The organism is Pedobacter jeongneungensis, assembly GCF_000633455.1.
GTDB lineage: Bacteria > Bacteroidota > Bacteroidia > Sphingobacteriales > Sphingobacteriaceae > Pedobacter > Pedobacter jeongneungensis_A.
In genome coordinates, this window is the sequence record NZ_AYMG01000021.1 from 1 (window position 1) to 23,765 (window position 23,765).

Genomic DNA, 23,765 nt, shown 5'->3' on the forward strand with positions numbered 1-23,765 from the left:
AAAACAAATCTAAAGGACGACTTTTTTATAGGAACCTGTCTAAACACTACAGCAAAATATGCCAAAAGCATTAATTTTTGTTACAATTTCTTTCAATAAAAAAATTAAAATTAACTTTCGACGTTTAATACAAAAATAAATAAATGAATAAGAGTAGAATTTTCGGAACGCTTTTAAGTTTGGCGCTCGTAAGTGCAGTGCCAACTTTAGTTAATGCACAAAAAGCCAATTGGCAAAATCTTGATCTTAAAAGTGACAGTACATTCGGTATCAGTACCGAAAAAGCATATAAAGAACTTTTAAAGGGTAAAAAATCGGTTAAAGTAATCGTTGCTGTTAACGATGGCGGTGTTGAAGCTACACATGAAGACTTAAAACGCATTATGTGGGTAAATACCAAAGAGATTGCCGGTAATGGTAAAGACGATGATAAAAATGGTTATATCGATGATATTAACGGCTGGAACTTTATTGGCGGGCCAAAAGAATCGGTCAACTTTGAAACATTAGAATTAACACGTTTGGTACGCCGCGATCAGGAACGTTTTGCCAGTACTACAGATGCAAACGTTGCAGAAAAGGATAAAAAAGATTTTGAAACTTTTAAAGCAGAACGCGCAGATTTAGAAAAACAATTGGCAGAAGCTAAAGAAAATTTAGCTGGTATTACCGGTTTTAAAAATGCTTTAGATGCAGTGGTAAAAAAAATCGGAAAAGAAAATCCAACGGTAGAGGATTTCAAAAACTTCAAACCTTCTACCCCAATTGAAGGCAGGATACAAAATGTGTTGAGTCAGCAGCTGGAAAAAGGAAGTTTTAAAGATTTTTACGAAGATCAGATTGTTGAAGGCTTAGATTATTATACCCGTCAGGCCAATTATAATTTAAACCTTGATTATGATCCCCGCTCGATTGTTGGAGATGATCCAAACAATGTAACCGAAAAATTTTATGGCAATAACGATGTAGCTGGTCCGGATGCAATGCACGGAACACACGTTGCTGGTATTATTGCTGCTGACAGAACCAACAAACTGGGTATTTTAGGTGTGGCAGATAATGTTGCCATTATGGGTGTGCGTTGTACTCCAAATGGTGATGAAAGGGATAAAGATGTTGCTAACGCCATTCGCTATGCAGTTGATAATGGCGCAAAAGTAATCAACATGAGTTTTGGTAAGGCTTACAGCTGGAACAAGGCCATTGTTAACGAAGCCATGAAATATGCAGCATCTAAAGATGTATTGATTGTACAGGCAGCAGGTAACGAAAACAAAAATATTGATGTAGAAAACAATTTCCCTAACCATAAAGATTTAGATGCAAAAACCATTGCTTCATGGATTACAGTTGGTGCTTCGGGACCTAAAGATGATGAAACGCTTAAAGCAAGTTTCTCTAACTTTGGTAAAGAGCAGGTAGATGTTTTTGCTCCTGGTGTACAAATTTACTCTACTGTACCAGGTTCTAAATATAAAAATTTAGATGGCACCAGTATGGCCTCTCCTGTTGTAGCTGGTTTAGCCGGATTAATCCGTTCATATTATCCAAAATTAACCGCTGCCCAGGTAAAAGAAATTATAGTTAAATCGGTTACAAAGGTTAATCACAATGTAGAATATGCTAAAAGTGAAGAACCAGGTGCTGAAAAAGTTTCTGTTCCTTTCTCTGATCTTTGTATCAGTGGTGGCGTTGTAAATACTTACAATGCATTAAAATTAGCAGCAACTTATTAGGCTAATTGCATTAAGGTTCCCGCCTGTGCGGGAATGACGACTATTCTGAGGGAATTTGTCACTGCATAAAAAAGCGAACCATAAGGTTCGCTTTTTTATTTTATATCATTCTGAAAAGTATTTTTTCCTATTTCGCCTGCACTAAAATATCAGGATAATCAGAAATAATTCCATCCACATTTAATGCTTTTAATTTTTGGATATCAGCTAAAGTATTGGCTGTCCATGGGATGATTTTTACGCCATCTGCATGTGCCTTTTTAACGAATTCATCATTCACCATTTGCCATACCGGACTTAAAATAAACGGTTTGTATCCCAAATCGGCAATATTTTCTTCGTAAGTTTTTTTATTGGCTACCAAAAAAGAAGTTTTTATTTTTGGATACTTTTCGTGAATAATCTGAATCGTACGTTTATCGAAAGATTGGATCACGACAAAATCAGCGATCTTTTTTTTGATAATTACCTCCATCAAAAGCCTGACAAATTCTTCCGGTTTAGGATTGGTAACGCCATCACCGCTTTCGCTGCACTTTGTTTCGATGTTATAAAAAAACTGTTTGCGTTTATTGGTTTTGATATCACGCTGAACGGCATCGATCAGATCAGCAAGTAAGGGCAAATGCGTTTTTTCCTTTTTTTGCTGAGGAAAAAGATCGTAATATTTAGTTCCTAAATCAAACTGTTCAATTTCGTTGTAATTCATACCAAAAATGGGGTATTTTTTGGCATCCGTCGCCGGAATTTCTTTTCCATCAGGCGTAAGCATAAAAGCCGGGCTCAGGTAATCATCATGCGTTACCACTACTTTGCCATCTTTGGAAATGTGCGTATCCATTTCCAGTGTAGTAATGCCATCAATCTTCATCGCATTTAACATGGCTTGAATGGTATTTTCAGGCATTAAACCTCGCCCGCCACGGTGTGCCTCAGCACTAAATGCCGGGAATTTAACTTCCTGGCCATTCGATTTTACCGCAAATGCAGATAAAAGAATCAAAATTGTTGTTTTTTTAAGTTTCATATCTAGAAGGGTTCTATAGTGAGGTCGGATGTTGCCATCCGACCCTGTTAATTAGTCGACAAGATAGAAGTAACACCTGTTACCAACTAACGCGATTAATTAAATCTATATTAAATTTCTAATAATTGCCATTTATTCTATTAACTGTCAGATGGTAACATCTGACAGCACGTTAAGCATCTACTTCTGCTTCAAATTTTTCTCCGAAACGATCAGTAGCAATTACTTTTACTTTTTTAACGCCTGGTTCAAAATGTGCCAAAAATAAATGATCTGTAGAGATGGGTTCAACAAATGGTCTTGGGTTTGGCAATTTATCTCCTTTATATAATTTAACTGATAAAGGATCAAATCCATCTTGCTGTGCTAAAGTGCCCATCGCTTTTCCATCTAAAAAATATTCAACTTTCCATTCAGGGTCATAATTCCAAACATTGGCGATCAATCTTTTCTGATTCGTTAAGGTATCCACATAAATGCTTAACTGTTTTTTGCGGTCTTCGCCTGTCGATTTATAATACCATTTTAAATCTGTTCCGTTTACTTCATAAACGCCATAACCGCGTGGTGTTCCATCGCCACAGATTGGCCCTGTCCACCAGCCACCACAAACGGTACCGTGGTTATGCTCGTAAATGCCGTTTTTAATCACGTTTTTGTTAAAATGCGTATGACCTGACATAATATGCACGTTTTTGAAATCCTTTAATACGGCATAAAAATCATCATTGTTTTTTACTGAATTATGTACGGGAATATGCAAGCAAATAATTAACAAAGCATCTTTCGGCACCAATTGTAAATCTTTGACCAACCACTCCAATTGCGTTGGGGTAATGTAACCATCGTAGGTTCTTTCTACGCCTAAATAGCGAACATCATCTAAAACCACATAGTGGGCTTTGCCCCTATTGAATGAATAATATGTTGGGCCGTAATGCGCCTGAAAGGTACGATCGGAAGTATCATCGCCACCCTGCCTGTAATCCTGATCGTGATTTCCTAAAGCCTGGAAAAATGGAATTCCTATATTGGCAATGGCCTCGTCGTAAGCTGGAAAAAGATCGAAGTTATCCCAAACCAAGTCGCCTACACCGATACCATGCACCAAGGTTTTCCCCATGCTTTTTACCACTTCACGGGTGTCGGGCACAGAGGTTTCCATCATCTGCTGTACATCTTTTTTGTTTTTAACCTGCGGATCAGCCCAGATTATAAAATTATGTTTGTTATCGTTCTGTTTTAAAGGTTTCAGGTCGAAATTTAATTTACCGGCGGTATCTGGTTTATAATAATGGCGCGCGATGCTGCTTTCGGTTTTAAATTCGTAACCAGAAGGTGTACTGATCCAAACGAAACGTGCAAGTTCATGCAGTTTTATTTGATAATTTCCGGTTTTATCAGTTTGTACTACGCTGTAACCATCAGAAATGACAACACCAGCTACAGCTTTACCCTTACTGGTTACGGTTCCATTCACTACTCCATCTACGGAGAATAATGATGAAGGAAAGGATTTTAAGCTAACAAATAAGGTTGTGGTTAATAAAGTTGATTTTTGTATAAATGATCTTCTGTTCATGGTTTTTATTAATACCCGGTTATAGGGTTTAAATTGCTATTATAACAAGAAGACCAGTTTGTACTGATCTTCTTGTTTGAACTGATATTCTTAATGTTTTTTTATTTATCGATCAAGGTTGTAACACCTCCTGTTTCTATATCGCTGAGTACCGAGGTATTGCTTAATACAATGCTGGTCATGGTTCTCACCGATTCCCATCCACCTTTGGTTGCTTTGTAAATACCGCCTAACTTTGCAAAACTTACAGCTGTTGGAAAACCTGCAAAACGCTTAGAAATATCATTGGTTCCTTTTCCATAATATTCTTGTGGAACTTTTCCGGCATAGGTAGCAAATTTGTCGGTAATGGTAACCCTCAATCCATATTCAGGTGGCCCGGCAGTATAAAAACTTCCACCAGCCCCGCCATAAAAAATCACATCTAATGGTATTGTGCTTGGCGTAACATTTGTTCCTTCAAAGATGGCGATACCCGCAACATTGCCACTGTTGGCCAACAGGTTACCCGTTACATCACCCACACCGTTTGCACCTGGCACTTTCGTATAATCCACAGGTGATATCCATTTTGAGGCTGCAATAACTGTTGATGCAGAACCATTAATCCGCTGTCCGGCACCACCAACATAGAAAAACTCTCCTTTTTTAACTGATCCCGAGGTAAGATTAAATTTATAGGTCCTCAGTGCACCAGTGTTCCAGCCTAATGTAGGAAAAGCAGTTGCACCTGCATTATTGTTGGTATAAACTGAAAATGGTGTGGCTGCGAAATCAATATCCTTAGTGGCCAAAAACTGGATGTATTCATAATTTCCATCTGTACTGCTCGGATCAACTAAAAATCCGGAGATGATGGCAGGCGAAAGTTTAGGCATCGGAACGTAGAAAAAGTCATCTGCTGTCCGCATTCTGTATTCAATCTTTTTGGAGTTTCCGCTACCGGTAACATACACTATGCCTGTAAAATTACCCGATGGCTGTATCGCCGTATTGGTAAAGGTAGCATTGGCACTGGTACGCAGGGTTGCCACACCAAAACCATCGTTCAATATCTTATCGCCCGAATATACGGTACCACTTGTAGGTTCCGGATCGTACACTGCATTGTTGATGGCTACCAATGTACTTTCATAGCGATCCGGGTTGGCTAAAATGGTGTTTGTATTTGCTGCCTGCAATTTAATGGTTCTTCCTGAGGCTACTTTGGTTATGGCCGAACTTGTTAAACCAGTGATTTGTAAAATCCCATCAACCCTTTTTAACACGCCTCCATCAAGTTTGATGTGCAACGAATCGCCGGGTACAAAATTTGAAGCAGCTGTGCCGATATTGAATGAAATTCCCCTTAGCGAATCTGCTGTACCATTGATACGGCTATTCTGCAAAGCAATCAGTCCCGCAACCGAATTGCCCGATCTAAAATCAGATACCACTACTCCCCTGATGCTGGTAGCACCACCTATAGACTCTGGATTGAGCGGAAGATCTGCATTTTTATAGTACCTTCTTAAATCGAAGTTGGAAATGAAACCACTTTCCGAAAATTTATAGCGATAGTCGTCTTCCCGTTTACAGCTGGCATAAATTGCTACAACAACTGTTAACAAAAGAAAATATTTTAATTTATTTTTCATCATTAATCGTATTTAAGGTTTTTGCCACCACATTAGTGTATTCACGTCATCTGGTCCTTGTGCGGCCAGCACATTTTTATAATTTGTTGGATTTGTTGATTGGGCAAGTATTGGATAATATAAACGCACCGGCATTTTTCCACCATTTAATAAACTAAATCCTTTTGGAAGCAAGGGGTGACCAGTTCTTCTGTACTCAAACCACTGTTGAAAATCGACCAAAAACAAGGCATAATATTTCTGCAGATGGATTTGCTCCATTTTGCTGTTTGCGCCAACTACTTTACTATCCAAAGGCAAAGCATTGTTCCATGCAAAATCACCTTTAAAAGCGTAATCTCTTACGGCGGCATCATTACCATTTGGATACAAACTTGGGATCCAATAGTTAATCCCGTCTGCTATACCTTTATAGTAATAATTCTCGCCAGTTCCATTGATCCATCCTTTGGCAGCTGCTTCGGCCAAGATGAAATCAACTTCGGCAACATCCATGATCACCCCTGTTGAAGCATCAGTTTGCAAACTTGCCGGATTACCCGATTGTGCGTCAGAATAAAAATATGCCTGTTTTATTGGCGCTCCACTTCCGATCGGATAAGCACTCTGTACACCAACATATCCCGCTGGCCCTGCAGCAATGCCCCATCTGTTTATTCCATTCTTCCCATAGGCTGGGTTTATCCTTGGATCGTTCCAGCTGGTAAGGTTATTGATAAAAAAGTCGACAATGGCTGAGGCCCTGAAATCAGCTGGCCTAACGTTTACCATAAATGGCGAAGAATATACGGCCGTACTGCTGTTTGTACCGTTCCAGAGAATTTTAGCGGTATGGGTATTATCCATCATAATAGGATATTTGGCGGGATTGGTATCCACAATCTCTTTAATTTTGGCTATTGCCTGCACGCTTACCTCTGCCTTACCAGCAATACGTAATAACAACCTTAAATACAATGAATTTCCAAATCTGCGCCATTTATCAATATCGCCATTATAAACCGGATCGCTATTGGCTACAATTTTCTTTCCGGCAGTAAGAAGCGTATTGGCTTCTTCCAGCTTGCTCAGCAGCGACATGTAAATGTCTTTCTGCTTATCAAAAGCGGGTTCAAGAACACCAAATTTGCCCTGGTTTGCCTGTGTATAAGGTACATCGCCATAGGTATCAGTAAGCAGTTGCATGGTCCATGCTTCTGCAATTTTTGAGATCGCCTGATAAGAAGTATTAACCGAATCTGGTCCGCTGGCGATGGTATTGATATCCTTGATATTGGTAAGTTCCGAATACCACGAATTCCACATGGCATCAGATAACTGCCGCCTGATATCGTATCTGTAAATCCTACCTTCCAGCACTTCATCAAGCGTAGAAACGGTAACTTGCATCAACTCGTTATTAATGCTCCTGTTACGGATCAGGTTTGCCGCCAGAACATTTGTTAAAGTAGGTGCCAGCAATTTATCAGCTGTTACTTTGGGTACACCTATCGGATCGGTATTAATTTTATCGAAATCTTTCTTACAGGAGAAAAAAGAGGTCCCCAGTACCAGTAAGAAAGCATAACCTGTAATATTTTTAATCTTTTTCATTTTCTTATTAGTTTATGCCCACTACTAAACGTGCTCCAAAAGTTCTGGTTGATGGCAGCTGCCCTACTTCAAAACCTGTTACAATATCGCTACCGGATAATGTACCAAACTCAGGATCGAAAGCTGGCCATGGCGACCAGGTGTAGAGGTTACGTCCGTACACACCGATGGTGATGCGGCTCAATCCTAAACTGGAAACCAATCTCTTCGAGAAGGTATAATTGATGTTGGCCTCTCTGAATTTCAGGTAATCGGTTCTGAAAGTACTTCCTTCTGCATTGGTAGAACCATACATGGCTTCGTAAAACGCGCCGATATCGGTAGCAACGGTTGTATTTGGACTGTAAGTAACACCATCAGGGTTCAACATTACACCCTCTCCAATCAAACCTCCATATCTTCCGGGCAAGGTTAGTTTTAGTTTACCCAAACCTGCCATCCTCGCAAATGTTAACGAGTGAGCTACAGCACCCAATTGTGCATCAAATAACACATTGGCGGCAAACCCTTTATAAGTTACACCTGTACCAAAGCTGAATCTGAATTTAGGCATGGTATTTCCGAGGTATTTCAACTGGGTTTGATCGGGAATGGCTTTACCTGTATTATCGAATATCACCTGCCCATCAGGCGAACGTTTCAATCCAAAACCGTACATATCGCCCAAACTACCTCCAACATTCGCTACTATTTGTGTACCTCCAAGCGGTCCGGTACGCAATATCACCGAGCTATCGGCAAGTTCTTTAATGGTATTTCTATTTGCCGAAAAAGTTCCGTTAACGGTCCACTTGAATGAACGGGTTTGTAGAGGTATTGCATTTACCGACATCTCCAAACCTTTGTTATCTACACGGCCGGCATTGAAAACTGCAATGGAATAACCTGTAGCCCTATCAATGGAACGGCTCAGGATCTGATTTTTAGTATTTCCGGTGTATGCTGCAAAATCGAAATTCAATCTGTTTTTAAATAATTTCAATTCTGCACCTACCTCAACTGTGGTTGTAGAAAGTGGCTTTAAGTTAACGTTCGGCAAAATGCTTGGGTTGGTCATTGCACCACCCGGATAAATCCCGTTTGAAGCCAAAGTATAGTTATACGCGGTGCGGTATGGTGTTGTACCACCGCTACCCACCTGGGCAATTGATCCGCGCAATTTAAAATAACTGATCGCCGAAGGCATTTTCCAAACATCAGAAGCAATAAAAGATAAACTCGCAGATGGATAGAAAAAGCCAACATTATCGGTACGGAGTGGTGAGGCTAAAGTACTGTTCCAATCCTGCCTTCCTGTTAAATCCAGATACAGGTAACTTTTTAGCGATAGCGACATGGTACCGTACAAACTATTAATGTTATAGCGGGCAGTATCTGGCACAGAAATAAGCGGGTTCTGATTGTTATCCAGGCTGTAATATCCCGGAATAACCAATCCATCGGCACGCAGTTCTGATTTGTAGTAACGGTTTCTTAACTGGCTACCTCCCACCGATGCCGAAAGTTTTAAATCTCTTGATAAATCCTTATTATACCTTAATAAGAAATCGGCATTAACTTCGTACGAATTTATATTCTGAACGCGAAAAGATCCCTGTGCAAATTTTGCGCCGGCGGCATCCCAAGGGCGACTTGTTTCGCGGATATCGTGATTATAATCAATGGATGAACGTACCAGCAAAGTTAAATCGTTGGTAAACTTATAAGTAGCCTGAATATTCCCAAGAATACCGTTTCTTCTTTGTCCGTTCAGGTATTGTTCGGAAATGGCATAAGGGCCTTCGGGAAAACTGGAAGTTAAGTCGATAAATTTCCGTTGCTCCTGTCCGGCCACCCAATAATTTTTAAACCAATCCAGATTCATATTTGGATGTGCAAACATAAACCAGTACATCAACGATTGATTACCATAACCTGTGGCAGGTAAGTTATCACTGTGCCTGTTATTATAACTGGCTTTAAAAACAATGCTCAGTTTTTTGGTTACATTGCTATTGCCTGATAAAGCAACCGATGTACGTTCTAAACTTGTATTCGGAACAATCCAGTCGTTATTACCGTGGCTTGCCGTAAAACGTAAACCCACTTTTCCGGCATTGCCATCTAAACTTACCGAATTGGTGGTTTCGACCCCTGTTTTGAAAAATGCATCAAGTGCATTTGGGTATGCCACCCAGGGTGTGCGTACAGTTCCTCCTTTTTGTGTAGTTGGATCATATTGAAAAAACATACTCGTACCATCAAACCTTGGTCCGTAAGTAGAACTGGTTGCATGTGTATCTGCACCATCAGCATTTGTTCCGAAACTGTAATAACTGGCACCGCCAACACCTGCACCATACTCTTGCTGAATATCCGGCCCTCTGTTAATCTGCTCAAAAGCTGTATTGGAAGTATAGGTGATGTTGAATTTTCTCTTTTTGCTACCGGCCGATTTAGTGGTTATTACTATGGCTCCGTTGGCACCACGCTGACCGTAAAGGGCTGATGCAGCCGGGCCTTTCAATACCGTAACATTCTCAATATCCTCCGAATTTAAGTCGTTAAGCGCACTTCCGAAGTCGGTTGGCAAAATATCGCCTGATGTACCATAAACACCACCACCCGTTCCGGCTGTACGTTTTGCGCTGCTACTGGCCACAACTCCATCAATAACTATCAGTGCTTCATTATCGCCGGTTAAATTATTTTCTCCACGGAGGATGATTTTGTTTGATCCGGCCAAACCACTGTTACGCACCAGGTTCAAACCTGCAACTTTTCCTGATAATGCATCTGTCCAGTTGGTTGCAACTGCGTTGGTAAATGCAGAACTATCTAAAGATGTAATGGCATAGCCCAAAGCTCGTTCCGAACGTTTGATCCCTAAAGCCGTAACCACAACATCATCCAACGAGTTATCAGATGATTTAAGTTTAATGGTTCCTACTTTGGTTATGTTATTGTTGGTTACTGTTAAATTCTGAACCCTGTTAGTTTGGTAAGTAATAAAGCTCGCCTCAACAGTGTATGTTCCGGGCATTACAGAAATGCTAAAATTACCCTCATTATCGGTTTGTGTAACGCGGCTGAGCTCAACAACTTTAATCGTAGCTGCCGGGATCGGCTGGTTATTTTCATCCACCACCTTACCACTAAGCTTACCAACATTTGTATTTTTTGCTGTAATCAGGATGTTACCCGCCCCACCTGACTTATAAGTAAGTGGCAAGCCTTTTAAAAGCAAATCGAGCACTTCATTTACCGACCTTAGTCCGCGCGAAACATATACCCTTTTCTGATCGTCAAGTTGATTGTTATTATAGGCAATATGATTGCCGCTAAGCTTTTCTAAAGTTTCAAAAGCTTTTTTTAATGTCATACCATCAGCTTCAAATAAAATTTTCTTGTCGCTTTGGGCGTGGGCAAATGGTGAGAAAGAGAGCATATTCAACATGATTATGGCGATAATCACCATAATTTTTGAGGGATACTGACAGACGTTTTCCATCCATCGGGTATTAATTTTCATATCTTTACTAAGTTTTACTTTGTCAAATGAGTTTAAACAGTTTTCAGGGCTTGAAATGTGTCCAGCATTTCGAGCCATTTTTCGGTTTTAGTAATTTTATATCATATCTATCTTTATAGTTTATCGTTAATAAATGATTACTTTATTTTCATAGATTTTGTATTTTGAGTCCGATAGCTTAGCAATTACGTCTATAATCTGCTTTGCCGAACATTTGTCAAATTTTGCGGTAAGCTTTACCTCTTTTAAAGCTTCGGTTTTAATTTCAATATCGAGGTCATACTCACGGGCAATTACCTCTGCTATTTCTTTTAAGGGTTTATCGTAAAAAAAGATTTTGTACTCCCTCCAGCTATCAAAATCGATCGCAATTACCTGCTTTTTTGCAAATTGTCCGTTGTTTTTGTTAATGGTAAGCTGTTCGTTAGGCAAGAGGAAGTGAACAGGAGTAGTTTTACCTTTATTTTTAAATAACACCCCTACTTTTCCTGTTTGAACGGTGATGGTGATGTCTTTTAATGATGGATAAGCATTGATATTAAATGAAGTACCCAGAACGGTAGTACTTATTTTCCCGGTGTACACTACAAAAGGCTGTTTGCTCCGGTGCTGCACATCAAAAAAAGCTTCGCCATCTAAATAAACAATCCGTTTGCTGGTGGTATTAAAATTAAGTGCGTAACGGATTTTAGTATCACCATTCAGATAGATATTAGAACCATCAGGCATGGTAACCAATCTTTTTTGTCCGCGTGGATTGTAAATTTCATTGTAAGCCACAACTTCTGCCTTTTTTGGCTGAAAGGTATTAAAATAAAACACTGGTAATAATGCGATAACCACTATCGCGGCAGCTATAGTAAAATACTTACGGTAATTGATCTTCTTTACAATTGGTGATTGCTCAGCACTATTTTCAATATGCTGCTGAATAGCCAACCAGCTTTTCTGTTGATTTACGGGTTTGTTTAGCCAATAATCTGCGGCCTCAAAGGCCTGTAAAGTTTCTCTGAAAATCTGCTGATTCTGCTGGCTGCTTCCAACCCACATCAGTAAATCAGTTAAATCTTCACTGCTAATGGTTTTCTTGCTGTAATTTTCTATTAATCTGTAATAACGTTCGTCCATTTAGTAATGCTGTTCTGGATGTAAGACAGATTAATCGACGCCGATACGTAGCGAAAAAGATCAAGTTATTGTTAACAAATCGTTAAGCATAAAGAACTACTTCTCATCTAAAGGATTGTTTCATCAGGGAAAAATATAAATGCTTTTGATTTGGAAATGAGAGGTCAGTGTTTCAGCCCCGCCATTTGCTCCATCCCGATTGAAAAAATCGGGATCCGCTGCTGTCGGGTTTAGGTACAACAGCCTGTTACAAAATCAAATCGTCCTGATTTCCCGGTGCAAATGAATTAGGTCTCTGAGCACCTGCCTGGGTTAAATAAACCCGATCCGATAGCTATCGGATGCCGGGAAGATCTTCCGATCCTTCATCGGAACTCGTACCAAAAAGCGGGACTGAAAAACCCTATGGAATACCTGAACCTGCCTTTTCCAAAAACTAATGCAAATAATATTTAGATAAATAATCTTTTTAGGACGTTTGGGATTCAATCGTGTGCACTTTACAGGAAAAAGGAAATAGATTTAGATCTCCGATCGGTCAGTTGTGAGCGATCTAAAATTTTTCACGGCCTGATATAGCAAGGTTTCTACGGTTCTAACCGAAATACCCAATAAATCGGCAATGATACTTTTTTCCAGCAAATCGATGCGACTCATTAGCAAAACTTCCCGCTGCCGATCAGGTAACAGATTAATCAAACCCATAATTTCGGAATAGGATTCCCTGCTGGTCAGTTGTTCGTGAGGATTTAAATAAGTATCCGGGTAATCGAGTGTATCTTCGCGATCGTTAATACTTAAAATATGAAGCTTTACACGCTGAATTTCATTAAAAGCTAAATTCTTTGCAGCAGTAAACAGGTATTTCTTGATTGATTTGATCTGAAGCTCATTCCGTTTATCCCAAAGCTTCATAAACAGATCAGCTATGAGTTCTTCCGCTTTATTGTAATCCTTGATGTAAATTGAGGTAAATTTACACAAGGCAGGGTAATACCTGTTAAAAAGGGTTTCGAGTGCAAGGCTGTCTTGGTTTACCAATAAAGACATTAAATCTTCATCACTTTTGCTTAAATATACATCCTTCATCTTGTCAGCAAAAGTAGCCTGCCAACGTTACCATAATATTAAGCAAACTTTGCCTTTAGGTTACCTATGTATTAATTGTGTTGGATTGATAGTTAAGAAAGTACTTATTATACAGACTATTCAATGAAAAATTACGTTCGAGAATAATCAATCCTACAACAGGGAATATCAAAAGTTCGATAATGTTAAAACTATAGAAGAAATAACCAAATACCAATATCAACCTGAAACATTCAAGGTAATAAATCCACTTACGCTGCTCTAACAAGGCACCGATATTGATGAGGGTAACCAGGATAAAAATCGCTATAGCTACTTTATGTACTAAAGTTAGCGATTCGTAAAACATGGTGGTACCGGTAAGCATCGCCACCACCATAATCAGCTGGATATTTAAATAGATTTTAAATTTAGGTTTTGGTTTAGCTTCGTACTGTATCTTATTTTGATAATAACGTTCCTCTAAAATTGGCCGAATATTCTGGTCCATTAAAGCCGGACTGCCAAAAACAGCATTCCATTTTGCTTTAAACCCATCTGCACGCCTGTAGGCCTCCCCGATTTCCAGATAATAATGAAAATGCTGCCATAAAAAGCTATAGCTTTTTATGGGGTGTGTTAATCCATATTTTGGAGCCTCTTCTTCTTTTTGGAAAGTGCCAAACAATTTATCCCAGAAAACAAAAACATCGCCATAGTTTTTATCTAGGTATTTCTCATCTGACGCATGGTGAACGCCATGTAAAGATGGGGTAATGAATATGTTTTCAAGCCAGCCTAAATTGCCGATTAACTGTGTATGCGTAAAAAACGAATAAGCTCCGTGCGCCAAAAGTATGGTAATAATCATATTGGGATGAAAACCAACCAATGGCAGGATGCACCAGAATACATTACGGAATATGGCCTGTATGGTGGTAATCCGGGCGGCTGCCGATAAATTAAACTCTTCGCTCTGGTGATGAACAATATGTGCCGCCCATAAAAAATTAATCTCATGCCCTAACCTGTGATACCAGTACCAAACCAGGTCGGTAGAGAGTAACAAAAGTACCCATACATACCATTTGGTGGAAATATCAAAAATGGCATAGTTTGCATAAACCCATTTGTATACCTGATAAAAACTGGCAGCGATAAACAAGTTCAACAACCTTTCCGCAATACCTACACTAAAATTTGCAACCGTACTCTCATATTTGAATATTTTCGCTTTTTTTTGATGTTGCGCGATCTTAAACTCAATAAATACAAAAATAAAAAATGCTGGTATAGCAAATGCAAGGTAATTCAACGTCATAAATTGTGGTCTTTTCTATGTTAACGCAACAAACATAATTATATTCTATTAAATACATAGATTTTATAGATAATATTATTACACATAAATTACTTCCTTATTCATTTAATGTTTGTTGTTTTAATTTATTTGTAGAACTTCGAAATTATAAATACATCATTATGGCTACACAGAAAAAAGCTGAAAACAACAATATATTATCGATCGATATTGGCGGTACCAGTATAAAAACCGTTCTTTTGGATGAAAGCGGAAATATGATTACCGAATATTTAAAAAGCAAAACCCCCGCAGAGGCTACGCCAAAAGATATTGTAACCGGTATTGTAGATTTAATTAAGCCTTTTCCTGATAATTATAACCGTGTATCAATCGGATTTCCCGGCTATGTTAAAAACGGTATTGTGAAAACTGCCCCTAACCTGGCAAAAAATAAATGGGCTGATGTAGATCTTGCCCAACGTGTGGCCAACGAGCTTGGTAAACCCGTGCGTTTGGTAAATGATGCCGATCAACAGGGTTTAGGCGTGGTTGATGGTAAAGGCTTTGAAATTGTTTTTACCGTGGGTACAGGCTTTGGTACAGCATTGTTATTTGATGGGGAGTTGCTTCCGCATTTAGAACTGGCGCATTTCCCGATCAATAAAGAAGAAGATTACGATGATTATATCGGTAATAAAGCTTTCGAAAAAATCGGCACCGAGCGCTGGAACAAGAGATTAAAAAAGGTAATCGAAATCTATAAAACAGTTTTCAATTACGATACCTTATATATAGGTGGCGGAAATTCGAAACAGATCGATTTTAAGCTCGAAGATAATATTAAAATAGTAACCAACAGAGATGGCATTAAAGGTGGTGCAAAGCTTTGGAAGCTGGCCGATAAATACAATATCTTTACCGTTAAACCGGAAAAATAATTGACCTTTATTACAATCTTTTAACAACAAAATCTACAATATTAATTTGTAAACCCTAATTTTGGGTGCATTCTAAAAAATAAAAAATGGCAAATAACGATTCGAAAAAATATAAATTGGGAATGATCGGTTTGGGTACCATGGGCCGCAACCTATTATTAAACATGGCTGATAAGGGCTTCTCTGTAACAGGCTATGATAAAGACCAAAAAATGATCTCGAAGCTTGAAGAAGAAGGCAAAGCACATCACTTAGAGGGATTTGATGACATTGAAAACTTTATTTCGAGCTTACAAACGCCCCGTACATTAATTTTATTAGTACCTGCCGGACCAATTGTAGATAGTGTTATTGCAGAATTAAAACCGCTTTTAAGCAAAGGCGATATCATTATCGACAGCGGTAACTCACACTTTACCGATACCAACCGCCGTGTAGATGAACTGGAAAAAGATGGTCTTCATTTCTTTGGAATGGGAATTTCTGGTGGCGAAGAAGGTGCACGTTTTGGTCCAAGTATGATGCCAGGTGGCGATAAACAAGCTTATAACGTAGTAAAAGATGTTTTCGACGCTGTAGCTGCAAAAGTAGGAACCGATCCTTGTGTAACTTACATTGGCCCGGGTGCTTCCGGCCACTTTGTTAAAATGGTCCATAATGGTATCGAATATGCCATCATGGAGCTAATTGCAGAAGTATACGGCATCCTTAAAAATGGCTTAGGATACTCAAATGACGAGATTTATAAAGTATTCAAAAAATGGAATGAAGGCAGGTTGCAGTCGTTCTTATTGGAAATCACTGCAGAAATCTTCTTATTTAAAGATACCGAAACACAGAACGATCTTTTAGATCAGATTAAAGATGAAGCCCGCTCAAAAGGTACCGGAAAGTGGACATCAGAGGTTTCAATGGAACTTCAGTTGCCAATACCAACAATTAATGAAGCTGTTTCTAACCGCGATTTATCGAAATTTAAAGCCTTAAGGGTTTCTTTAGAAGAAGCCTTTGGTAAAAAAGACACTAAAATCGAAGTTACGGTTGAAGAACTGGAAGATGCATTTTACTTCTCCATGATTAGTGCTTATGCACAGGGCATGCATTTATTGGTTCAGGCTTCTAAAGAATATAAATACGACCTGCAATTGCAGGAAATCGCGAAAATCTGGCGTGGCGGTTGTATCATCAGGGCTAAATTTTTAGAAGATATTTATCAGGCCTATGATAAAAACAATACTTTAGAACACTTATTTGGTGATGCTGGTATTCAAAACATCATTAAAGGTACTTTATCTGGCACACGCAAAACCATTGGTGCCTGTATTAGTTCAGGTCTGGGTATCCCTGCATTTGCATCTACCTTAACCTATTTTGATACCATTACTACTGGCAGAATGCCTTCTAATTTAATCCAGGCACAAAGGGATTTCTTTGGTGCGCACACTTTTGAGCGTATTGATAAAGAAGGTGTTTTCCATGCCGACTGGAATAAATTGTCATAACCCATTTGATTCACGAACAACAATATAAAATGAAAACCAAAACCGCATTAAACCCTACCATTTTTGTAATATTTGGTGGAACAGGTGATTTAAACAAAAGAAAATTAGCACCTGCCCTATATAACTTATTTATAGAGGGTTACATGCCAGATAAGTTTGCCATTATTGGTACAGGCAGAACTGAATTCACCGACGACAGTTACAAAACTGCCTTAGAAGACGCTGTAAACCAGTTTAGCCGCAGTGGAAAGGTAAAAAAAGAAAAATGGGAAAATTTTGGAAACACCATCCACTACTGTCCTACTGATTTTGCCCAGCCAAAAACATTCGAAAACCTTAAAGAGGCCGTAGAAAAATATCAAAAAGAATATGGTGCTGGTACACAGGTAATTTTCTACCTGGCAGTTGCGCCTAACTTCTTCCCTATTATTGCAGAATGTTTACAGAAATATAAACTTACACAGGATGAAGATAACAGCCGTATTGTTATTGAGAAACCTTTTGGTCACGATTTAGAGTCGGCAAAAGAATTGAATACTTTATTGGCTACTATTTTTACCGAAAAACAGATCTATCGTATCGATCATTACTTAGGTAAAGAGACTGTTCAGAATATGATGGCCTTCCGTTTTGCAAATGCTTTATTCGAGCCATTATGGAACAGGTCATACATCGATCACGTACAGATTTCGGTTACCGAACAATTGGGTGTTGCCGATCGTGGTGGTTATTACGAAGGTTCTGGTGCATTGAGGGATATGATTCAAAATCACCTGTTGCAATTACTTTGTTTGATTGGCATGGAAGCACCGATTAATTTTGATGCTGATGAAATCAGAAACCGTAAGGTGGAGGTTTTAAAAGCCATGCGTCCTTTTTCTGCCGAAGATATCCGTTTCCACACCGTTCGTGGTCAGTACAGCAAAGGCTGGGTTGAAGGTAAAGAAGTACCGGGTTACCGCCAGGAAAAAGGTGTAGATCCTCATTCTAACACAGAAACTTTTGCAGCCGTTAAATTCCATATCGATAACTGGAGATGGCAAGGTATTCCTTTCTATTTAAGAACAGGAAAACGTTTAAATCAAACTTCATCATTGATTACCATCCAGTTTAGGGATGTGCCGCATCAGATTTTCTCTTCAGGCGTAACCGAAAACTGGCAACAGAACAGGTTGGTGATCAGTATTCAACCAGAAATGAGTATCCGCATGCAGGTACAGGCTAAAAGACCTGGCTTAGATATGGTGTTGAACCCTGTTGATATGGTTTTCGATTACAAGGGAACTTACGAGGGCGATACCCCGGAAGCTTACGAAACATTGTTGTTGGATGCCATGATGGGCGACCAAACCTTGTTTATGCGTGGCGATCAGGTAGAAGCCGCATGGGAATTGGTCATGCCGATCTTAAATACCTGGGAAAGCAAAAAATCAATCAATTTCCCTAATTACCCTGCCGATAGCTGGGGACCAGAAGAAGCCGAAGCATTAATTGCAAGAGACGGTTTCCACTGGTTTAACCTGCCATTGAAGAATAAAGAATAATTATGTTGATGGTTCATGACCCAATAGTTTCATAGCCATGAACCATCAACTATAAACCAAAATAAAATGAATCTACTCATATACAAAACATTAGAAGAACTTAACCAGGATCTGGCAGATTATGTAATTAAAATTGCAGAAATGTCTATCGAAGAAAACGACCGTTTCAATTTCGTTTTAACTGGCGGAAGTTCTCCTAAAGCACTTTATCATTTCCTGGCAACTGAAGGTCAGCACCGCATTGATTGGGAAAAGGTATATTTTTTCTTTGGCGACGAGCGAAATGTTCCTGCCAATGATGATAATTACAATGGATTAATGGCTAAAAAAACGATTTTAGATCCACTGGGCATTAAAGAAGATCATATTTTTTACGTTGATACTACTTTAGATCCAGAAAAAGCCGCGATTGAATACAAAAAAGCTATTGATAAACATTTCAAGGGTGAAGATGTTATTTTCGATCTGATCCTTTTAGGCATGGGCGATGATGCACATACCGCTTCCATCTTCCCACATACCACTTTGGTTAAAGATGAAGAAGTAAACGTGGCTTCGGTTTATGTGGAAAAACTGGATACTTACCGCATTAGTTTTACAGCACCGTTAATCAACAAAGCTGATAACGTAGCATTTTTGGTTTTTGGAGAAAACAAAGCAGAAGCTTTAAAACATGTAATCGGCGATACAGAAAAAAATGTCGACTTATATCCTTCTCAGTTAATTGACCCAATTGATGGTAAATTAACCTGGTTTACTGATGAGGCTGCGACAAAATTATTAGAAGATTAAAAAAGATGATGTCTGAAGAAAAACATTTATCAGACTTTTTAAACGGGAAAACGGAATATACCTTAGGGTTGTTCCGTTTTTTTATTGACCAATTGGCAGAACTGAGTGAAATTAATCTCCGTCCAACAAAATCAATGATTGCCATCGAATCTAAAACCGCTTTTGCGTACCTCACACAATTGGGCAAAAATTTTATACATGTAGTTATTCCCTTCAATCAGGCTTACGAAGATAATCTTTGCTTCACTAAAATTGCCCAGGTACCCGGTACCAAGCAGTTTAACCACCATTTAAGGATTTTCTATAAAGAAGATATTAATGATGAAGTAAAAACCTTTTTAAAAATGGCAATAGCACAAGTCCAATATCGTTAAGTTAATTACGGTGTTATCAGTCTTAGCTTGTCGAAGACCCTTAAATAGTTAAAAAAACCACCAGTTCTTCGCCAGGCTCAGGATGACAAACATCATAGTTTATAGCAACTGTTAACTGAGAATTGCTAATTGAAAACTGAACTAGCTTCTAATCGCCTCCACCGGATCCAGTCTTGAGGCTGAATAAGCTGGCCAAAAACCTGAAATCGTTCCGATAATAATTGATATCCCGATACCCAATGCAATATTGTTCAAACCAAGTATGATATGGAAATCTGTTGCCGCTCCAATAGCTAAAGCGAGCAGAAAGACGAGCAGCAAACCCAGCAATCCCCCCAAAATACAAAGCGATATCGATTCGAATATAAATTGTAATAATATGAAGTAGTTTTTTGCACCCAATGATTTTTGAATACCGATAATATTGGTACGTTCCTTAACCGATACAAACATGATATTGGCAATACTAAAGCCACCAACCAGGATAGAGAATCCACCGATTACCCAACCTGCAATGTTTACCATTTTAAACATCGAATCCAACTGGTTAGAAATAATAGTAGTTTTATTCAGTGCGAAATCTTCTTCCTGTCCGGGTCTGATTCTATGTATAGAGCGCATTAAACCTTTCAACTCACTCTCTACTTCTTCTAAACTCACATTATCTTTACCACGAACGGTAATCTGCGGACCGTAACGCTCGTTCTGGATATCTAAAACACCTTTAGCAAAGCTGATCGGAATATTAACGTTTTTATCCAGCGAAGTGCCCAACATATCTTCTCCTTCTTTTTTGAAAACACCAACCACTGTTAGCCTACGGCCTAAAATTTGTACTTGTTTGCCAACAGGTTCATCTCCGTCAAAAAGCCCTGCAGCTACGTCCGAGCCTAAAATACATACCGGTGTTCCGTTTTTACTTTCATTTTCTGTAAAATAACGACCATCCTGAAGCTCAAAATTCCATGTTTTATTAAAATCATGAGAGGCCGCCCAAACAGAAATCCCTTCAACTGAGCTGCTTCTGTATTTTATTGTTCTATCGCTTGTTGAAATTTCGAAGGTAACACCCTGTGCATTTTCAATCCTTTCTCTTAAAGCCTCAAAATCACGAAGTGAGGGCTGAGGACGATTCATGTATTTCCACCAGGGATAATTATCGCCGAAGCTCCAAGGCCATTTTTGAACGTAAATGGTATTAGAACCCAGTTTATCTACACTCGACTGTAGTTTACCACGGAAAGTATCAACTGCAGAGAATACAGCAATAATGGTAAAAATACCGATTGTTATAGCCAAAAGCGATAACATGGTGCGTAATTTATTTTGGCGCAACGCATCAAATGCAAAACGGAAACTCTCGCCTATTAGCCTAAAGATTATCATAATTAAAGGTTAGATGCAAAGCCATTGAAAAGGTTACAGCTTATCTTCAAAACTAACTAATTTTATGTGTACAATGCATTTAAACTCCGTATTATTTGTTTTAAAATGAGGTAAAACATAATATACCATAAATGCGTTTGATAAAATACGGAAAAGAAAAATTAAATTCGTATTTTTGCACCTCAAAAAATTCATCAAGAATGAAATTATCACAATTCAAATTCAACTTACCAGAATCATTAGTAGCCAATAATCCGGCAGAACAACGCGACGAAGCCCGCCTAATGGTATTGCATAAAGACAGCGGTAAAATTGAACATAAAATTTTCAAAGACGTTTTAGGTTATTTCGATGACAAGGACGTAATGATATTAAATAACACTAAAGTTTTTCCTGCCCGTTTATATGGCAATAAAGAGAAAACCGGTGCTACTATCGAAGTTTTCTTATTGCGTGAATTAAACAAGGAATTACGTTTATGGGATGTATTGGTAGATCCTGCCCGTAAAATCCGCGTAGGTAACAAATTATACTTTGGCGATGATGACCTTTTGGTAGCTGAGGTGGTAGATAACACTACATCACGTGGCCGTACCATTCGTTTCTTATTTGAGGGTACCGACGAAGAGTTTAGAAAAAACGTTGAAATTTTAGGTGAAACCCCACTTCCTAAATATATCAAACGTAAGGCTACGGCTGAAGATAAAGAACGCTATCAAACTATTTTTGCCAAGCACGAAGGTGCTGTAGCTGCGCCAACTGCAGGTTTGCACTTCAGCCGCGAGCTGATGAAACGTTTAGAACTTAAAGGTATTGAGTTTGCAGAAGTAACTTTACACGTTGGTTTGGGAACTTTCAGAACCGTTGAGGTTGAGGATTTAACCAAACACAAAATGGATTCTGAGCAATTTATTATCGAGCAAAAAGATGCTGCAATTGTAAATAAAGCGATAGAAGATAAAAGAAAAATCTGTGCAGTTGGAACTACTTCAATGCGTGCAATCGAATCGGCTGTTTCTGCTAACAGAACATTAAAAGCAGCAAACGACTGGACGAGCAAATTTATCTTCCCTCCATACGATTTTAGTATTGCAAACTCAATGATTACCAATTTCCACACACCAGAATCTACTTTATTGATGATGGTAAGTGCATTTGGTGGTTACGAAAACGTAATGAATGCTTACGAAGTTGCAGTAAAAGAAAAATATAAATTTTACAGTTATGGCGATGCCATGCTAATCATATAGATTTGAGTAATGAGATATGAGATTTGAGTTAATCAGGTCTCATATCTCAAATCTATAATCTCATCTCTTGAAATATGAAATACTACGCTATAATTGTAGCAGGCGGTTCTGGCAATCGGATGCAAACAGAAACCCCAAAACAATTTCTACTGCTCAAAAATCTCCCGGTTTTAATGCATACCATTAAAGCTTTTGCGCAAAGCGATACACAACCCAAAATTTTATTGGTATTGAGTAAAGATCAGCAAAGTTATTGGACACGCCTATGCGAAGAATTTAATTTTCATATTCCACATGAGGTTATTGATGGTGGTAAGGAACGTTTTCATTCGGTTAAAAACGCGATCCAGACCATCGAAGAAGATAGTTTTGTTGCCATACACGATGCCGTTCGGCCACTGGTCTCAAAATCTCTTATCGACAACAGTTTTAAAGCAGCTGAGGCTCAGGGAAGCGTCATTGCAGCGGTACAATCGAGCGACAGTGTCCGGATACTTAGAAACGAAAAATCATCCGCTTTAAAGCGCGATGAGATCTATCTGGTACAAACTCCACAAACATTTAGTCTTAGTGTTCTTAAAGAAGCTTATCATCAGGATTTCGCAGATCATTTTACCGATGATGCGAGTGTGGTAGAGTCAATTGGTTATGGGATCAATATTATAGAAGGCGAAAGGGGAAATATAAAAATCACCTACCCTATCGATCTCGAACTTGCAGAATTGTTGCTAAAGAACTAAAAAATACAAAGGAGCCTTAATAAAAATTAAAGCTCCTTTTTTTTATCTGTTTTCAGCGATGCCAAATCCGATAAATGTCCGCCATGATATATTTTATGCGGCCCTGCCAATAACTTTAAGCAGGATTGCAATAACTGCGATTACCAATAAAACGTGGATTATGCTACCAACGTCGCCGAAGCCGTGAAATACAAATCCGATCACCCATAGTATTACCAATACTACTGCTACTAAATACAATAAATTTCCCATAGTGTTAATTTTTTAAGCAATGTTATATAATTGATCTATTAACATCCGTCTTTTAAGTTTTGTTTAAAAAATGTAACTTTTATTTACGAAAGACATTAAAAATATACCTCTAAGATGGATAAGAATAGAGGATTGACAGATTGGTATTTAGCTTTTCACTACAATGATAGATTTTATCAGAAGGATAATCTTTCCAGCACAGACGGGAATTTTAAAACGCTTGTTGCATTTCGATTCCTGACCTGGTTACCCAAGAGGGATTTAGAAAATCGGTCATCATTTCGATCCGATAGGTATCGGATGAAGCGCAGTCCCGAACTTTCGGGAGAGAAATTTTTAAACCATGTTAAAAGATTTCTCCACTGAGGTCGAAATGACGACCTCTCTTGTATAACGAAAAAA

18 protein-coding genes are annotated in these 23,765 nt (G+C 38.7%); 8 read left to right on the top strand and 10 right to left on the bottom strand.

Annotated features, from left to right (window positions below):
• Nucleotides 1-143 precede the first annotated feature (143 nt).
• Nucleotides 144-1,736 carry a S8 family peptidase gene (locus tag U859_RS0119295; RefSeq protein WP_025144961.1) on the top strand — a complete coding sequence of 531 codons (1,593 nt, stop codon included), beginning with the start codon at nt 144-146 and terminating at the stop codon, nt 1,734-1,736.
• 127 nt (nt 1,737-1,863) lie between these two features.
• Here U859_RS0119295 and U859_RS0119300 read toward each other — a convergent pair whose 3' ends face one another.
• The 8 genes from U859_RS0119300 to U859_RS0119335 form a co-directional block, all read right to left on the bottom strand.
• Nucleotides 1,864-2,763: a glycerophosphodiester phosphodiesterase family protein gene (locus U859_RS0119300; protein ID WP_025144962.1), complete on the bottom strand. Its 900-nt coding sequence runs from the start codon at nt 2,761-2,763 to the stop codon at nt 1,864-1,866.
• A gap of 172 nt (nt 2,764-2,935) precedes the next feature.
• Nucleotides 2,936-4,345 (bottom strand): calcineurin-like phosphoesterase C-terminal domain-containing protein, encoded by a 1,410-nt coding sequence (locus U859_RS0119305; RefSeq protein WP_025144963.1) that lies wholly within the window; start codon nt 4,343-4,345, stop codon nt 2,936-2,938.
• A gap of 101 nt (nt 4,346-4,446) precedes the next feature.
• Nucleotides 4,447-5,985: a DUF5689 domain-containing protein gene (locus U859_RS0119310; protein ID WP_240183075.1), complete on the bottom strand. Its 1,539-nt coding sequence runs from the start codon at nt 5,983-5,985 to the stop codon at nt 4,447-4,449.
• 9 nt (nt 5,986-5,994) lie between these two features.
• Nucleotides 5,995-7,575, bottom strand: a complete 1,581-nt coding sequence (locus tag U859_RS0119315) for a SusD/RagB family nutrient-binding outer membrane lipoprotein (protein ID WP_025144965.1) — start codon at nt 7,573-7,575, stop codon at nt 5,995-5,997.
• Nucleotides 7,576-7,582: 7 nt separating this feature from the next.
• Nucleotides 7,583-11,065 carry a SusC/RagA family TonB-linked outer membrane protein gene (locus U859_RS0119320; RefSeq protein ID WP_240183076.1) on the bottom strand — a complete coding sequence of 1,161 codons (3,483 nt, stop codon included), beginning with the start codon at nt 11,063-11,065 and terminating at the stop codon, nt 7,583-7,585.
• A 147-nt stretch (nt 11,066-11,212) separates the two neighbouring features.
• A complete protein-coding gene (locus tag U859_RS0119325; protein ID WP_025144967.1) occupies nt 11,213-12,214 on the bottom strand; it encodes a FecR family protein in 1,002 nt (333 codons plus the stop codon).
• 522 nt (nt 12,215-12,736) lie between these two features.
• Complete coding sequence (locus U859_RS0119330) at nt 12,737-13,303, bottom strand: RNA polymerase sigma factor (protein WP_025144968.1); 567 nt, start codon at nt 13,301-13,303, stop codon at nt 12,737-12,739.
• Nucleotides 13,304-13,367: 64 nt separating this feature from the next.
• A complete protein-coding gene (locus U859_RS0119335) occupies nt 13,368-14,603 on the bottom strand; it encodes a sterol desaturase family protein (protein ID WP_025144969.1) in 1,236 nt (411 codons plus the stop codon).
• 161 nt (nt 14,604-14,764) lie between these two features.
• Here U859_RS0119335 and U859_RS0119340 point away from each other — a divergent pair, with 161 nt between their 5' ends.
• The 5 genes from U859_RS0119340 (at nt 14,765) to U859_RS0119360 (ending at nt 19,735) form a co-directional block, all read left to right on the top strand.
• Nucleotides 14,765-15,523, top strand: a complete 759-nt coding sequence (locus U859_RS0119340; RefSeq protein WP_025144970.1) for an ROK family protein — start codon at nt 14,765-14,767, stop codon at nt 15,521-15,523.
• An 86-nt stretch (nt 15,524-15,609) separates the two neighbouring features.
• Nucleotides 15,610-17,025 carry an NADP-dependent phosphogluconate dehydrogenase gene (gndA, locus tag U859_RS0119345; RefSeq protein ID WP_025144971.1) on the top strand — a complete coding sequence of 472 codons (1,416 nt, stop codon included), beginning with the start codon at nt 15,610-15,612 and terminating at the stop codon, nt 17,023-17,025.
• Nucleotides 17,026-17,054: 29 nt separating this feature from the next.
• Nucleotides 17,055-18,569: a glucose-6-phosphate dehydrogenase gene (gene zwf, locus U859_RS0119350; RefSeq protein ID WP_025144972.1), complete on the top strand. Its 1,515-nt coding sequence runs from the start codon at nt 17,055-17,057 to the stop codon at nt 18,567-18,569.
• Between the two features lie 66 nt (nt 18,570-18,635).
• Nucleotides 18,636-19,361 (top strand): 6-phosphogluconolactonase, encoded by a 726-nt coding sequence (pgl, locus tag U859_RS0119355; RefSeq protein WP_025144973.1) that lies wholly within the window; start codon nt 18,636-18,638, stop codon nt 19,359-19,361.
• A gap of 5 nt (nt 19,362-19,366) precedes the next feature.
• Complete coding sequence (locus U859_RS0119360) at nt 19,367-19,735, top strand: DUF5655 domain-containing protein (RefSeq protein ID WP_240183077.1); 369 nt, start codon at nt 19,367-19,369, stop codon at nt 19,733-19,735.
• A gap of 141 nt (nt 19,736-19,876) precedes the next feature.
• Here U859_RS0119360 and U859_RS0119365 read toward each other — a convergent pair whose 3' ends face one another.
• Complete coding sequence (locus tag U859_RS0119365) at nt 19,877-21,121, bottom strand: ABC transporter permease (RefSeq protein ID WP_025144975.1); 1,245 nt, start codon at nt 21,119-21,121, stop codon at nt 19,877-19,879.
• Nucleotides 21,122-21,321: 200 nt separating this feature from the next.
• On the opposite strand from U859_RS0119365, the gene queA reads away from it, so the two are divergent.
• Together queA and U859_RS0119375 are read left to right on the top strand one after the other, a co-directional pair.
• Nucleotides 21,322-22,371, top strand: coding sequence for a tRNA preQ1(34) S-adenosylmethionine ribosyltransferase-isomerase QueA (gene queA / locus U859_RS0119370; protein WP_025144976.1), 1,050 nt, complete (start codon nt 21,322-21,324; stop codon nt 22,369-22,371).
• A gap of 74 nt (nt 22,372-22,445) precedes the next feature.
• The gene (locus U859_RS0119375; RefSeq protein ID WP_025144977.1) at nt 22,446-23,111 is read left to right on the top strand and encodes a 2-C-methyl-D-erythritol 4-phosphate cytidylyltransferase; all 666 of its coding nucleotides are present in this window, start codon (nt 22,446-22,448) and stop codon (nt 23,109-23,111) included.
• Nucleotides 23,112-23,204: 93 nt separating this feature from the next.
• On the opposite strand, the gene U859_RS31820 is transcribed toward U859_RS0119375, so the two are convergent.
• A complete protein-coding gene (locus U859_RS31820) occupies nt 23,205-23,363 on the bottom strand; it encodes a lmo0937 family membrane protein (RefSeq protein ID WP_115684169.1) in 159 nt (52 codons plus the stop codon).
• Nucleotides 23,364-23,765 lie beyond the last annotated feature (402 nt).